Source organism: Legionella worsleiensis (genome assembly GCF_001467535.1).
Classification (GTDB): domain Bacteria; phylum Pseudomonadota; class Gammaproteobacteria; order Legionellales; family Legionellaceae; genus Legionella; species Legionella worsleiensis.
In genome coordinates this window covers 309,785-324,931 of sequence record NZ_LNZC01000027.1, presented here as the reverse complement: position 1 = coordinate 324,931, position 15,147 = coordinate 309,785, and the positions used below count along the sequence as shown (strand labels likewise).

Here is a 15,147-nt window from a genome sequence, read left to right as displayed (position 1 = left end):
GTGATGACTCCACAACATATAATAAGTCAGCTGCTGAAATCTGACATAAAATATCCTAAAAATTTAGATCTTTTAAAAAAAATAATCCTTACTGCGTATCTTGGCAGGTTAAGAATTAATGGCCTGGCACCGGACAAAAAAATAGTCTTGGGTAATTATCTTTTTGACAACGAACGGATAATTTTCGATTTCTCGCGACTTAGTGAAGAAAATAAAGAACGTTTTCATCAATGGTTGCTCATACCTCATCAAGCTAAGAAAGAACAAATTAATTTCAGTAGCGTGAATGTTAACGAATATAGAGGCTACACTGCAGAAGAGCGCTCCAGCTGGCGCAATACGCTCAGTAACTGGTTCAATAATAATCAATCAGATTATTGGAAAATAAATGATTTTGAATTTTCTTTGAATTATCAATTAACCGGGATTGAAATAACTCACGGTGAAAAGGGTATTTTAATTGGCTTTAATCAGTTTCTTGTTCCGCTAACAGGCGAAAAATACAAAGATCCCAATGATCTCCAGGAAGAGCCGCTTGGGAATACGAAACGGGTTATCATTACCAACCAGATAGTAGAACAACTGGTACAAGAGCAATTTATCAACATCAGGCCAGAAAAGATATGCAAGCAACCTCATCCTCAGGCCATAGATGTTTTAGAACCTCAGATGCGCTTTGAAGATATGAGTTCCTATAGAAAAACGCATAACCTGAATGCGCATGAAGCCTGGTATATGCGATTATGGAAATGGGTCAAACTCTTGTTTACCAAGGAACGCACGGTACGCACTCAAAAGTGTGTTCCCGATAATAATCTGTCTTTATTATATGAAACGAATACTATTAAAATTTTCCAGCGCTCGGCAACTAAAGAAATTATCGTTAGAGAAAAAAAGCCTGACATTGAAAATCTGGTTTTTTGCGGAGGAGGAGCGAAAATTTTTGCGCATATAGGCGTATGGAAAGCCTTAAACAGAGCAAATATTATTCCAAAGCGCTTTGCCGGGAGTTCAGCTGGGGCAATTATGGCCATGTTGTGCTATCTAGGTTACAAAGCAGATGAAATTGCTGATCTTTTTAGTCATTTAAAGCATGAGCATATAGTACGTTACGATATCGATTTTGAGGGATTATCCGATTCTGATTCGCTTAAAGCTGTATTGGATTTTGCCCTTGTTAATAAACTAAAAGAAATTGTCGCCAAGTATAACATTCCCTATCCTCAGGGCGTAATCACATTCAGAACATTAGATAATCTGCGAAAACAATATCCTGATTGTGGTTTGGGTGAGGAAATTACGGTTACAGCAACCAATAAAAAACAAGGAAAAACAACCTATTTTTCACTTGCCCGCACACCGGATATGGAGTTTACCAAATCTATAGAGGTTTCTGCAAAGTTACCAGTTGTATATAAAGCCGAGCTCATTGATGGTGAAGCACATAGCGATGGTGGGGTTTTAAATAACTTTCCAACGGATGTTTTTTCTGATGATCATTCAACGCTGCTTGAATCTGAATACGGTAATAACCTGAAATTACTTGCCGTTCAGTTTGATAATGGTACAGAGCGAGTTGCAATAGATAGAATTAAGCAAAAAGTGTACAGGGAAAATGTGGTTTTAAACCGAGTTTACAGTTTTTTAAGCGGGGTAAGCGATCCGGCCAGCGGATGGGTAAAGGATAGGCTTAAATTAAGACAATATGCACATCAGGCCATAGTTCCTAATGTTGATGATATCCCCATTTCGGGATTCAGTGTAACACCAGAAAATCAATTGAAAATGATTCAGAGAGGTTATGAAGCAACTCAAAACTATCTCAAGATTCGATATGGGGTTAAACCTGGTTCCAAGGTTAACAATCAGGAGTTGATGTATTCTTCATTTAGTTCGTTAGCTGACCTCTTGTCATATTGTTGCTATAGAGGTGATAAAAAATGGTTTGATTGCGTGAATAATCTCATCTCTGAATCTACATTGCCCAATCGAACAAGGCTGATGCGGCAATCCCTTGAGTTAAGAGCTTTATACTTCGGCTCCGGCACATTACAAGGCAAACCAGTTGCAGATAATCGCAGTGCAAACGGCGAGATGTCTTTGCGCATTGATAATGCTGATCACGCTGAAACAGGATCGCCAACCTTTTTTGGTAATGCCGTTTCTAAAAACACATTTATAGAGGCCAGAATCGGTCATCATGATATTTTTCATGCTCTATTTCCCGTTTTCGTTAATTTATCGAGCAAAATGGTGCTTTCAAAGGCCGATAAAGTAATTTTAGACAAGGCTCAGCATTCATTGGCTATACATAATCCTTTAGCTTGCCTTGAGCATTTTGAAAAAATTAAAGGTAAAACACACATAATTCTTCATCTTATTATTAATTTGATAAAAGACTTACAAGATGATCCACAACAAGGCGTAATTCAGGTTTTGCAGGAAATAAGTACCATTCCATATTATCCGGAGGCTCTCATGAAAACTGAATATTATGAGCAATGGGACTTATCCTTCCCTCAAACGTTAAGAGTATTCAAGTTACTCAAAAATAAGCAATATAATGAAGTTGGTTTATTACTGGATGATTTAAAGAATAAAGCTGAGCCCTTGCAAACCATTAAAAATGGTGTTTTTCACAACGATTTTAGTGATGGGAGTATAGAAGAGAAAGAAGGACCAAATTTAGGTTTGTAAGTTTTTCACAATGCAGGGTAGGGAATGACGTGTACGAAGATTTTAAGAATTAGATGCTGACTCTTCCTTGTTTTCAATATATACTCGTTTTTTTAATATAAAAAATCCAAATGTACAGTACTCTGAATCTTTATTATTTAAATCAACTGGGTATTACTCCCTGGATAAATAATGAAATCATAGCTCCTGTTACGTCTGATTCTGCTGAAATCAAACATCAGAACATTCCTTTAGTCATTATTATGAAACAGCCGCAACTAAGCAAAAAAGCAGAAATCCTGTTAAATAAAATGATTGCCTACCTTAACCTGGGTGATTCTGACGTATTCATTACAGAAAACCTGCAGCACAGTTCTTTTGTAAAAAATGACTCCCCAAAAGCAGTATTAAGCTTGGGTATAGAATCCAGTGCATTAGTTGATACAATGATGCTAAAATGTCCTTTTTTATTTGCTCCATCACCAGAACAATTAATTTCTAATCCATTGGAAAAGCGAGAGATTTTAAAAGTACTGAATTCCATCAAGTTATTAGTTAACTAGCTGATTTATCTTATGAAAATTAAGGGTTTTACTTTAATCGAGCTCTCTATTATTTTGATAGTGATGGTTGGATTAGCGTTAATCAGTTTTGGCACGTCAAGTCAACTGATCAGTAAAAATGAACAACAAACATTAACAGACCAAATTAAATCGATTATTCAATATGCCAAGATCCAGGCCATAAATCTTGGACATTCTGTTTCTCTTGCCCCCCTGGACGCTTCCTCAGGCTGGTCCAAAGGGATTGTTCTGACTCAATTTAATAAAAATACGACTAAGGAAGAAGTCCTGTACCAGTGGCAATGGAATTATCATTATTGGACTGTCGATTGGATAGGCGTTAATTCAACTCATAAAATAATTTTAGCTCCTGATACCGCTCACGGAATAAGCAATGGGACGTTTACTTTATCCAATATTCGTACCTCAGAAAAAATCAAGCTTATTGTCAACCGATTAGGCAGAGTACGAGTTGAACATCTCGATTGAAAGCGAAATGAAATCTCCAATAAATACCCTAGTGGCTGGGTCTGTAAAGGAATGTCCTCATTCTGAGCATAGTAAAAAGTGGTACGCTGTGATGTTTAATTTACCTTTTGCAAAATATGTCAAAATATTATCGAGTACCCCAGGGTAAACGCATCTATACGTATTATCTAAGACCAAGACGCCTACGTTCTGCGCTTTATGCGCAGAATCCAGATCTTTGCCTGTACTAAGATCGCATGGATCCTGCGTATAAAACGCAGGACGTAGGCAAAAGGGTGGAGATTTATGTTCATAATTTAGATGCGCTTGCCCTGTCGAGTACCCACAAGTTGATGTATCATGTACGCTTTGGCTGAGTTAAAGGGATTTTTAACATGATGGATGATGATGAAGTAGTTACTGATATCGATAGGTATGAGTTTGATGATGATGTGGTGCAAAAGGATAAACGCATCAAAATTAAAATAGTTAAAAAGGATGGAACAATTTTAAATGCCGTATTTTCATTTTATAAACTTAAAAAACTAAAATCATTATCTCTTTATCAAGAAGCAAATCAGGGAGAAGATGAAACGCTAGTCCATGATTGGCATATGAAAACAGCTCCAGGGATGATTATTAAATACGCCACAGACAAACAACTTGCCTTTGTATTTACTTCCAGCGGTTCCCTTGCAGAGAGTTTCAAATTATTTCATTATGCAACAAGTATTTTGGGCAATAAGAAACTGTTTAAAGAATATTCTTGTTATTTTGATGAAGTACGTTTTGTTGGTTGCCTTGCAGCGCATCATGTTACAGTAAAGATGTTACGAGATGAATATCATTTTAGCGAGAGTAGAATAGCGTTGCTTGTAAAATATGAACATAAATTCAATGTATTAATGCAACACGGAGCTACTTTGCAGCAAATAAAAAACATGAACCCTGATTTACTGGCAGAGACTGATTTATACGGCGTGTTAAAGCTTGTAACTTTAGATCAAATCATGGGGATAAACCATAATCCTCCACCAGCTCCCAAAGCACGATTTCGCTATTCAGAAAACTTGACAATGCAGGGTAAGGGAAAAACCCTGAACGGGAGATGTGAGATAGAATTTTCAAAGGATCATTACGATTTAAAGTATCATCATAAAAATAGCGCCAAAATATCAGCGCTAACTATTCGTTCTTATACTCCTGATGAAAAGGAGAAAAACTTACTTGACTGTGGGCTTCAAGGAAATACTCCTCAGCAATTAATTCATGATTGGTATCATCTTGATGATGATCGTTCAGAGCAAACAGATGGTGTCATAAAAAAAATATACAGCCCAGAACTTAATCTGGTAATAGCAAAAAAACTATCCAGTGATTTTCCTGTAAAAAAGGTGGAACATCAACTCAATAGTCCTTTAGGAATAAATCCTATTTATTATCAAGAGCTACGATTTGAGCATATTCTTCAAAAACACGGTTGTTCTTTGGCATCTTTTCGAAAAATGCCGGGTATGACCGTTATGAAGTTAAAAATCATGAGTGATCAATGTCAATTTTTTATTTTTTTGCTAAAAAATGGGATGGCGTTGACTGATTTTGCACGCATTGATGAGGACAGATTGCTGTTTGTTTTTAATGAAAGTTCTTCGGCCAAAAATGCACTACACTATGTAAAGCCTGCGGAACTTTTTGGTTTTGAATTAAAAAAAGTTCGCCCTTCATCTTCCGGTTTTTTTAGCCAGGCATTTTCAGAGGTTAATGAGTTTGAATGCAGTCATGCGGAGTCTTCTCATGCCGCATCGAGCGTTTCTGCCTGATCGCAGTTATTGAGACATGTATTAAAACCAGATAATTGAGCGTTGATTATGGAAATTACTTGTTCTTATTTCGTTATTTTTGTACCATTCAATGGATGAGTTCATTCGAATAAGTTTCTATGTACATCAATAATCAACCTCTATATACGGATTATTCCATAATGCCTTTGACGCTTAAAGAGTGGTTGGAATATGAAGAATCACTAACGGCCAAGCTTATTTCCTCCACGGGCTCAGCGCAATTGGAACTTCTTTTTCAGAACTGGATTTTGGCTGATTGGTGGACTAAATATGTCCTGCAAATTCACGATAGTTGGGTGTTTGTTAGAGAAATAGTGATGAAAAATAACGGTATTGAGTATTGGTATGCTCGAACGATTATTCCTCAACACTGTTATCATGCCAATGAAGCATTTTTTAACAGACTGAATAATGAATCAATCCGAAATTTAATCTTTGATGAGCCGCGTGTGCAAAGAATTAATCGGTATTGTTATCCTGTAAATTCCGAGTGCATTGAATATCAGTGGGTAAAAAAATATGTTCATTCAGTAAACGGTACTTTGTGGGTTCGATTAGCCGAATACAGTATAGAACAATCCCATAGTTTTTATTTGCTCGAAATTCTATTGCCCCCATTAGAGAATATTCCATGATAAATTGGAGCGCCTTCTACAGACTGACTCGTCTTGATAAACCGGTAGGAATTTTACTTTTGTGGTATCCCACCGCATGGGCTTTGTGGGTAGCTAATCACGGGATTCCGGAACTCAGGTTACTTGTTTTATTTTTTATGGGTACACTTTTAATGCGCTCAGCGGGATGTGTTATTAATGATATTGCAGACCGAAATGTTGATCGTCACGTTGCACGAACAAAACTACGTCCCTTAACTTCTGGTGAAGTAGGTCTCACCGAGGCGTTTCTTATCCTGGGGTTTTTGTTGTTTGCTTCTTTAATTGTATTAATTTATTTGCCTCATGACTGCTTTTACTTAGCTTTGATTTCATTAGTCATTACATTTTTGTATCCTTTTTGTAAACGATTTTTAAATACACCACAAATCATTCTGGGGTTAGCATTTTCCATGGGAATACCCATGGCGTATGTCGCATCTTACGTGCCAATGAATTGTGATTTAGTTATTTTGTTAATTATAAATTTTGCATGGATAGTTGCCTATGACACCATGTATGCAATGACAGACAAAGAGGATGATTTAAAAGTTGGGATTAAATCGACTGCCATCTATTTTGCTGATTATGATCGCTTGATCATAGGATTGTTGTTATTTTCTCTTCATTTGCTCTGGTTTTTTTGGGCTTATGCACGTGGAGTCAGTTATGGATTTTATGTGTTTTGGGGGATGGGCGCTGGAATACTGTTGTGGCAAATGAAGCTTATACATAACAGAAATCCACAAAATTGCTTTAAAGCTTTTTTAATGAGTAGTTATTATGGTGCAGTAATGTGGATGGCACTAAGCCTGGCCTTTTAAAGTAGCACATGCAGCAGGGTTTTGTTGCCTGGAACAAAACCCTTTAATCTTTTTAAAACACATCACTGCCGTTATCAGCAACTACACGTGTATGTCGGCCGTAAATAACAAGAATTTTTTGTTTGTTTTTTAGTTTTAAATCTTCAGATTGAACTACAGAAATAATCGAACCTGAGTTTAGTTTGATCACGTATTCAACTCCACGTGTCTGATTGAATCCCCCATCTATAAAACTTCCTTCAGCATTATTTTTGAATGATGTATTGGTGTTGTCGGTATTTTGACGGCGAAGATTGACCGCTCTTTTGGAGATTATTGTTCCCGGTATTACTTTCTTAATCTTACCGATTTCACTCGCATCATAATCACCTGGAGGCAGATCTTTAGCGCAGCTTGTTAATACAAGGCCAAATAGAATGACTAAAATGGATTTAAATACGTTGCTGGTTTTCATGGTAATTTAAACTCCAATCGTTATTGATAAAAATCAAGGTCATTCTAGCTGAGTTTACATTAAAAATTAACTTGTTTTTTATCTAAACTATTTTGAGGGGCGGCCAGAATTCTGAAGAAAAGGCCGGTTTAATACGCTATTTTAGTTCAGTTTGTATTCAACCCTCAATTTGTCTCTATCCATGCTCAACGGAAATACATCATATCTATTTATATGCCGACCATGATAGGGTATAGACATTTCGCATATTTTCAGTAACCTCAAGACCATCTTCGGTTAATTCATTGGGTTTAGATTTAACTTCGGCAACGGGAAGAGTTATGGCTGGTTTACTGGCAATCTTGGCTGAATTTGAGCAAGAAATTTTACGGGAACGAGTTAAAGCCGGTATTGCACATGCCTGAGACAATGGGTGAGCACGCTCGGTGTGGGACTAGTTTTATATCAGGCGAGTAAACCCCCAATCTTTTTATCTGACGCCTAAAATAGAAAAGACCTATGCAGCGCATCAATCAACCAAGACTTTAGCCAATGGAGAGTTGTTTATTGGTGTGAAAAAAAACTGTCGACAACAATGCAAACTCAATTAGGTTTTGCAGTCGCAGCAACTGGCAATGCCTCTCTTTCAGGTCAGATCTGGGATGACGCAGATCCACGGTTTGCTAATCATGGTTATTGTCACAAAATACAACACAGTCATATTACTGCGAAGTGTAAAATACAAATGGATAAAGGATATTGACTCATGCCATGGATAAGTGCTAGTCTGGGTTTTGGGTTTAATTATGTTCATTCTTTTCAGAACCCTCCGCTCATTTATGAAGCTATCGTTAACCCCAACTTTGCATCACACACTCAAACCGCATTTACCTATACGTTAAGTGCTGGTGTACAAAAAACGCTAAACAAACACTGGCAAGTGGAAGTTGGTTATGAATTTGCCGATTGGGGTAAAAGCCAACTTGGGCATGCAGCAGAACAAACGTTAAATAATGGCATAGGGCTTGATCACCTTGATACCAACGGTATTTTATTTAACTCACTTACTGCTCATAGGGATATGAAAATGAAATTAACACAATTCATACGTAAACTTAGTGTTGGATTAAGTGCCTTCTGCATTATCTCAACTGCATCCGCCGCTTATCCTTTATGGACTTTCACCCCAAATCCAAACTATCCGCCGAAAGTCTCGATAAATTCAAGCCAAACTGCTACTGTTGTATACTCAGTTCAAAACCAGTCCCGCAAATCAAAATGGTTGGTGATTCAGCCTATCACTGGAGTTGGACAATCATTTCCTTGTCGGTTGACTCCCTACGGTCAGCCTGGTAGCAGTTGCTCGTTAATACTTGCGGTTACTGGCAATCAGTTACTAAAAGAAGGTGTGCATACAGGTCCTATTTTATGTGAAGCCAATTCAAATGGAACTCCTAATCCTAATCAATGTTACAGACCAAGTGCCCCTGATAATTTAAATATTACTTTAACGAACCCTACTGTTGGAGTGACAATTACTGTTAACCCATTTATTTTACTGATTGCTGAAAATTCAACAAAAACCGTAACAGTCACCAATGAGGCAAGTTCCTCAGCTTCGGCAAATAACGTGATTGCGACTATCCCCAGCGGGAGCGGCATTAGTATTCAAAGTACAACCTGTGGAAGCAGCCTTTCAATTGGTGCAAACTGTACGATTACATTTGCTTCGACAGCTCAAGAAGGTCCGACTATAATTCCAGTTAAAGGTAACAATACCAATACGGCTAATGTATATGCTGCTGTAACAGATCAACCACTGATTAGCATTACTGGACCTGTACAGCAAAGCCGAATTGTCTCGACTGACGGGGTGACTACATTGAACTTAGAGGTTACTAACGATTCAGACAGTATTTTCAATGCTAATAATATTACTGTCAGTGATAAAGTCTCCTGCCCAAATTTGTCTGTAGACGCTTCAAATTGTACCAGCATAGCACCAGGAGCAAACTGTCAGTTGGCACTTACTACAACAACACCATATGCGCCTTGTACCATTACTATTAGTGGCAGCAATACAGGTAATAGTCCAACGACATTGATTTCTTTTTCGCATCTCGGTGGGTTGGTGTTCCAGAAAAGTGGGGCTAATGGCAAGGTCGTGATTGATGCTGGATCTGAGTTTACCAGTGAATGGACTTTTCCCAGCAAAGCTGACATTCCTGGTGCAATGAGCGATGATGATGGCGTTAGTAACACCAATGCCATTGTCGTTAATTCAGCTTGTACAAATCAAACGACTAATTGTGCTGCTTACCGTTGCAGAGCTATCAGCGCAGATTGGTATTTGCCGGCAAAAAATGAGCTTCAAGCCGTAATTTTCGCTCTGTGCCCCGGGTCCTCCTATCCTTGTGCCTTCGGTGCATTCAGTTCTACATCTTACTGGAGTTCAACACAATGGTTTGCAGCTACTAATGCTTATAGTGTAGATATTCCGAGTGGTAATTTCGGTCCTTCAGATAAGAATGGATCCAAACCGGTTCGTTGTATTCGAGATTTTTAAAGGGGATAGAAATTCAGTCGCTGTGCTCTTCAGCCTTCCAAAGGATCCAGCGATTGAATCAAAAACAAAAAAAACGATTCTTTTCGTCAGGATCCCGGTCGACCCTCATTTTGTATTGATGTGGCCTGAAATAAGTTACGTGTTTTGTAATAACTCGTCGAGTAGAGAGCTGGCGCCAATGCGAAACCAGTTGCTATTTATTGGCTTATTCAGCATCAACTCTGCAAGGTAAGCAAAGTTTAACGCCTGTTGTGTTTTTTTCACTCCACCAGAGATTTTTATGCCGCAATCATTTCCTTGAGATTCTTTAAGTGCACTCAAAATGGTAAAAACAGCCGGGAGCGTTGCTCCTTGAGCTATTTTACCCGTTGAGGTTTTAATAAAATTTGCACCCATTGCTATCAGTTCTTTGCTGACATTATAAATAGATTCCAAGTCAGGAAATGCGCCTGTTTCCAAAATAATTTTTATGATTATCCCTTTTTTTTGACACGCCTTAATAATCGCATCACATTGATTTAAAGCGAGTTTTCTGTTACCCGTTAAATAATCATTGTAAGGTAGAACAAAATCAATTTCCTCAGCCCCCAGTGTAACTGCATGATTTACCTCAGCAAGAGAAGCAGACAAATCGTCAGTACCGTGTGGGAAATTAATTACTGTTGCTAAATGAGTCGAGCTTGGCAAAATAAATGTGGATAATTGATTAGGTAAAACGCAAACGGCAGCTACTTGATGAGCTATAGCTCGGTCTTGCAGTAAATTTAGGGACTCTTGTGTGGCATCAATCTCTAACAGAGTTAAATCCAGACAATGAATGAGTTGATCCTTAGTTACAGCTCCTGATGCCTGCGAGGTCAGGAGCTCTTCTAGCATGTCGTTTAATTGTTTTTCCAAAAACATTATAAGCCCATAATGTAATGTTTTAAGAGGGTATTAAGTTTTACGGCAGCATTAGAAGCCATTTCAACCACAGCCTGATGATTGTGGCTTGTGGTGGCAAGACCGGTGGCGTAATTGGTTATCATCGCAATAACCGCTACTTTCATGCCACAATGATTGGCAACGAGTACCTCAGGAACGGTAGACATTCCCACCGCATCAGCGCCTAATATTTTAAACGCCCTTATTTCTGCGGCAGTTTCATAGTGAGGACCCAACACCGAAATATAAACTCCTTGATTCAAAGCAATCGCATGATCTTGGGCTGTCTTTAACAATCCTTTTTGCATGTCTATGTCGTACGCATTATCCAGAGGATAAAACCTTGGGCCAAATTCTTCATCATTAGGGCCTATCAGTGGGTTGCTGGGTTGCAGATTGATATGATCGGTAATTAACATCAATTCACCAGGGCCTACTTCTTCTCTTAGTGAACCAGAGGCGTTAGTAGCAATAAAATGGCTGCATCCTAATAATTTCAGAGTGCGGACGTATGTTTTCACTGTTTCGTAGTGTTCTATACCTTCGTAAGTATGTGCTCGTCCCTGGAGACACGCAACGGGAACCCCACCGCAATAGCCTAATATTAATTTACCACCATGGCCTTGAACGGTTGTATTTGGAAAACCAGGAATATCCTGGTAGTCAATCACTATGGCATCATCAAGCTCTTCGGCAAACTGACCTAATCCTGATCCCAGAATGATTCCTATGGTGGGTTTGAATTCAGGTGCTAATCGTTGAATGCAATCTGAGGCTAAATAAGGAAGTTTTTTGTTCATTACTGATTGTGTCATTCTATTGTCCAATTAAGGTTTAATATCAAAAGCTAAGGGTATTAATTCGTTGATCGTCATCTCACAAAGTATTGAGTCTTTATTGCATAAATAAATCATGGTGTCAGGCGTAGAAAATTCATGGATTCTTTGTCTGCATGCACCGCATGGTGGACACAATAAATTATCAGAAGACAGGATGACTACTTTTTTAATCAGACGATCTCCTGCGGTTATCATATTACAAATGGCGGATCCTTCAGCACAAATGGTTAATCCATAAGAGCCGTTTTCTACATTAACGCCAGTGTACAATTTATCATCAATCGTACAAATACAGCATCCTACGTGGTATTTTGAGTAGGGCGCATAAGCGTTTTTTAGTGATTCATGAGCATCATGAATCATTTGTGAAACTAAATTATCCATAGTCACTCTCTGTATTGGGCTGCAGAATATACTAAATTATCGGCTTGGTGTACACGATTGAAGGGTTAAACCCGCTGTATTTATTTCATCGTTTTTTACCATGACGAGTGGAGGCTTTTGTAATAACTGACTGTAGACTGGTTGATCTAATTTTATTTTTTGCTGTGGGGATGCGAATTCTAAAGAGGTGTGCATTAGATTATAGCTTGATTTGGATGTTGGTGTTTTTTTATGTTCTCCAAAGAAACTATTGAGCAAACATTCACAGGATAATAATCCAAGCCCCGCAATAATCAGTGCCGAAATAATGAATACGGGCATAGTAATTGATGGGAGAAAAAAAAGCAGCGTAGCACTTAAAGCAGAAGTACACGCTATACCCGACATTGTTAATGCATAAGATAAGTCGGCCTGTTGATTGCTGTAGGAAAAATTTAAATCATCATCAGAAGGGTGTTTTAATTTGTTGTATTCTCCAACGGACCACAGGACATTACAGGAAAAAATCAGCCAGGTTGATGGCACAATGAGGGCTGGAAGAAAAAGCGCTAATATACCGATAAATGAAGCGATAATACCCAGAGTCGCTGCATATAAAAATTGTTCTTTAAATTGAGCAAAGCCATACCATTCCCTTTTGTCTGGGGTATTACTGCCTTGGTAATGACTGGAAACAAACCATAGTGTATATGCAATGAAATAGCAGCTAAGAGCGAGAATGTTATGAATGATGGGCGTCAGAACAAAGGGCAGGTACTGGCTTTTAGCAATCAAAAAACCAATCAAAAAGAAACAACTGCTTGCTGTATTTATTTTCCTCGCTAGAGTCACAGCTACTTTCCAAGTATGCACTATTTCAGATTATCATACTGTTGTATGGAGGATAAAGCCAGTTTCATGTTGCGTTTAACGATTCATATCACTTTGAAATTAATGAATTATTTATTTAAAGGCAAAACAATCCGTACAGTTAACCCACTGTCTTGATTGTTTTTTGCGGTGATTGTTCCTTGATGCAGAGCTACAGCCCGAGCTGCTATTGCCAGTCCCAATCCAAAACCTCCTGTTTTTTTTGTTCTGGAGGCATCCACGCGGTAAAAGGGATTAAATATTGTTTCGAGTTGTTCATCGGGAACACCAGGCCCATTGTCCTTGATTTCTATACAAATAGCATCCCGTTCTTCGGTAAAATGTGTTGAAATAGCAACTAATCCATTCGGTGGTGAGTAATGGGATGCATTGCGCACTATGTTTTCTATGGCTCTATGAATCAAGCGTTTGTCTATCAACAGTTCACAAGGGGCGGTATGTGTTACAGATACGTGAATAGATTCTCTTTCAAATTCATAATTTGCATCTTTTATAATATCACCTAATAGTTCATCTAAATTGACTTTAGTGACGTCCAGATCGGTTGTTGATTTATCTAATCGAGCAAAATCGAGAATTTCGCCAATTAATTGATTTAATCGGTAACTTTCAATTTCCATACGATTAAACTCTTGATCGGCTAGATGATTGGTTTTCTTTTTTCCAAGTTCAAGGGCAATATTTAACCGCGCCAGAGGGGATCTTAATTCGTGAGAAATATCTTGCAGCAAACGCTCTTTAGATGTGATTAACGCTTCTAATTGCTCAGCCATTCTGTCGAATTCATTACTGAGTTCAGCGATTTCATCTTTATTATGCCCTCTAAAATGCCCGACTCGAGTATTTAGTTTTCCAGTAGCAATGGATTTGGCGGCCATGCCCAATGATCGGAGTGGTTGCGTCAAATAAAGCGAGAGCAAATAACATATAAGACCACTGATTACTGTTGCCAGAGTCAGGCGAATCGTGAGACCAGCCCATGGGATTTGGACGAAATAAGAAATGGGTTTTTCGCTGACCGCTGCAAGTCTGTAGTATTTACCAGAAGTGGATAAAATTTCATGGCTTACAATTAATTTTCCCGATTTAAAAATACCATCGCTGGGAAGTCTATCGTCGATCAGATTTTTGGATACCTGCTTCACATTTTCTGGTGGAGCATGTGTTCCTATAATATCTCCGGTGTTGGATAATAGAAAAATAGACATATGACGAGACAGACCAATCTGATTTAACCATTTTAATAAGGCAGATTGTTGGCCCGATTCAAATGTTGCAACAGCCGCATTAGCGTAACTGTCCATAAACATTTCTTCTCGTGCAGGCTGTGAGGATTTCTGGGCTATCTGACTGGTAACCCAGGCGGTGGTGAAAATAATCAATACCGTAGCTAACCAAAACGAAATGAATATTTTCCAGTACAGACTACGCATTAAACATGTATCCAAAACCTCGCACTGTTTTGAGTATGGGTTCCCCTTGCGGGTTATCACCCAGTTTATTTCTTAAATTGCTGATGTGTACATCGATACTGCGGTCATAGGCTGTGTATTTACGTCCCAATGCGTATTCGGTCAGTTCTTCTTTAGAAAATGCTTGTCCGGGAGATTTGATTAACATTTCCAGTATATTAAATTCTGCATTGGTTAATTCAAGATAATTCCCGGCCATGGTCACGTGACGCTTGGAGCAATCAACGACAATATTATGTTGTTCTATAACGGGCTTTGGTGTTGGAATTTTTTGAGTTCGTCTTAATATGGCTCTTAGACGAGCGACCAGTTCTCGAGGATTACACGGTTTGGGTAAATAATCATCAGCACCAATTTCCAATCCTACAATACGGTCTATGTCATCGCCTCGTGCTGTGAGCATAAGAACGGGCGTTTCAAGATGTTCTCTAACTGCTTTTAATACTTCAAATCCATTGAGTTTAGGAAGCATTACATCAAGGATTATTGCATCAAATACCTGATTGAGCGCTTTTTTTACACCATTTTCACCATCATGCACACAAACTACATTAAATCCTTCAGGTTCCAGGTATTGCGTTAACAGATCGGTCAGCTCTGTATCATCATCGATTATGAGAATAGTGCTATTCAT

Annotated in this window: 15 protein-coding genes; 8 read left to right on the top strand and 7 right to left on the bottom strand. The window is 38.4% G+C overall.

Going from position 1 to position 15,147, the window contains the following annotated elements; all coding sequences use genetic code 11:
- The first annotated feature begins 3 nt into the window (after positions 1-3).
- The 6 genes from vpdC to ubiA all read left to right on the top strand — a co-directional run bounded on the left by vpdC (position 4) and on the right by ubiA (position 7,025).
- Positions 4-2,697 (top strand): Dot/Icm T4SS effector VpdC, encoded by a 2,694-nt coding sequence (gene vpdC, locus Lwor_RS10985; protein ID WP_058493919.1) that lies wholly within the window; start codon positions 4-6, stop codon positions 2,695-2,697.
- 110 nt (positions 2,698-2,807) lie between these two features.
- On the top strand, positions 2,808-3,239 hold the full coding sequence (locus Lwor_RS10980; protein WP_058493918.1) for a DNA polymerase III subunit psi: 432 nt from the start codon (positions 2,808-2,810) through the stop codon (positions 3,237-3,239).
- 12 nt (positions 3,240-3,251) lie between these two features.
- The gene (locus tag Lwor_RS10975) at positions 3,252-3,728 is read left to right on the top strand and encodes a GspH/FimT family pseudopilin (protein ID WP_058493917.1); all 477 of its coding nucleotides are present in this window, start codon (positions 3,252-3,254) and stop codon (positions 3,726-3,728) included.
- Between the two features lie 374 nt (positions 3,729-4,102).
- On the top strand, positions 4,103-5,527 hold the full coding sequence (locus Lwor_RS10970) for a hypothetical protein (protein WP_058493916.1): 1,425 nt from the start codon (positions 4,103-4,105) through the stop codon (positions 5,525-5,527).
- A gap of 119 nt (positions 5,528-5,646) precedes the next feature.
- Positions 5,647-6,183 (top strand): chorismate--pyruvate lyase family protein, encoded by a 537-nt coding sequence (locus Lwor_RS10965; RefSeq protein WP_058493915.1) that lies wholly within the window; start codon positions 5,647-5,649, stop codon positions 6,181-6,183.
- Complete coding sequence (ubiA, locus tag Lwor_RS10960) at positions 6,180-7,025, top strand: 4-hydroxybenzoate octaprenyltransferase (protein WP_058493914.1); 846 nt, start codon at positions 6,180-6,182, stop codon at positions 7,023-7,025. The genes Lwor_RS10965 and ubiA overlap by 4 nt, the downstream gene beginning before the upstream one ends.
- A gap of 52 nt (positions 7,026-7,077) precedes the next feature.
- Here ubiA and Lwor_RS10955 read toward each other — a convergent pair whose 3' ends face one another.
- Positions 7,078-7,479, bottom strand: coding sequence for a hypothetical protein (locus Lwor_RS10955; RefSeq protein WP_058493913.1), 402 nt, complete (start codon positions 7,477-7,479; stop codon positions 7,078-7,080).
- 284 nt (positions 7,480-7,763) lie between these two features.
- Here Lwor_RS10955 and Lwor_RS13575 point away from each other — a divergent pair, with 284 nt between their 5' ends.
- Together Lwor_RS13575 and Lwor_RS14150 are read left to right on the top strand one after the other, a co-directional pair.
- Positions 7,764-7,883, top strand: a complete 120-nt coding sequence (locus Lwor_RS13575) for a recombinase family protein (protein WP_238584659.1) — start codon at positions 7,764-7,766, stop codon at positions 7,881-7,883.
- Between the two features lie 341 nt (positions 7,884-8,224).
- Complete coding sequence (locus Lwor_RS14150) at positions 8,225-10,024, top strand: Lcl domain-containing protein (protein ID WP_058493912.1); 1,800 nt, start codon at positions 8,225-8,227, stop codon at positions 10,022-10,024.
- 135 nt (positions 10,025-10,159) lie between these two features.
- Here the strand turns inward: Lwor_RS14150 and deoC are convergent, their stop codons facing one another.
- The 6 genes from deoC to cpxR all read right to left on the bottom strand — a co-directional run bounded on the left by deoC (position 10,160) and on the right by cpxR (position 15,147).
- Complete coding sequence (deoC, locus tag Lwor_RS10945) at positions 10,160-10,927, bottom strand: deoxyribose-phosphate aldolase (protein ID WP_058493911.1); 768 nt, start codon at positions 10,925-10,927, stop codon at positions 10,160-10,162.
- A complete protein-coding gene (locus Lwor_RS10940) occupies positions 10,927-11,763 on the bottom strand; it encodes a purine-nucleoside phosphorylase (protein WP_058493910.1) in 837 nt (278 codons plus the stop codon). The genes deoC and Lwor_RS10940 overlap by 1 nt, the downstream gene beginning before the upstream one ends.
- A 12-nt stretch (positions 11,764-11,775) precedes the next feature.
- A complete protein-coding gene (cdd, locus tag Lwor_RS10935) occupies positions 11,776-12,171 on the bottom strand; it encodes a cytidine deaminase (RefSeq protein ID WP_058493909.1) in 396 nt (131 codons plus the stop codon).
- Between the two features lie 36 nt (positions 12,172-12,207).
- Positions 12,208-13,002 carry a hypothetical protein gene (locus Lwor_RS10930; RefSeq protein WP_058493908.1) on the bottom strand — a complete coding sequence of 265 codons (795 nt, stop codon included), beginning with the start codon at positions 13,000-13,002 and terminating at the stop codon, positions 12,208-12,210.
- A 107-nt stretch (positions 13,003-13,109) separates the two neighbouring features.
- Positions 13,110-14,474, bottom strand: coding sequence for a two-component system sensor histidine kinase CpxA (gene cpxA / locus Lwor_RS10925; RefSeq protein WP_058493907.1), 1,365 nt, complete (start codon positions 14,472-14,474; stop codon positions 13,110-13,112).
- Positions 14,467-15,147 (bottom strand): two-component system response regulator CpxR, encoded by a 681-nt coding sequence (gene cpxR, locus Lwor_RS10920; protein WP_058493906.1) that lies wholly within the window; start codon positions 15,145-15,147, stop codon positions 14,467-14,469. The genes cpxA and cpxR overlap by 8 nt, the downstream gene beginning before the upstream one ends.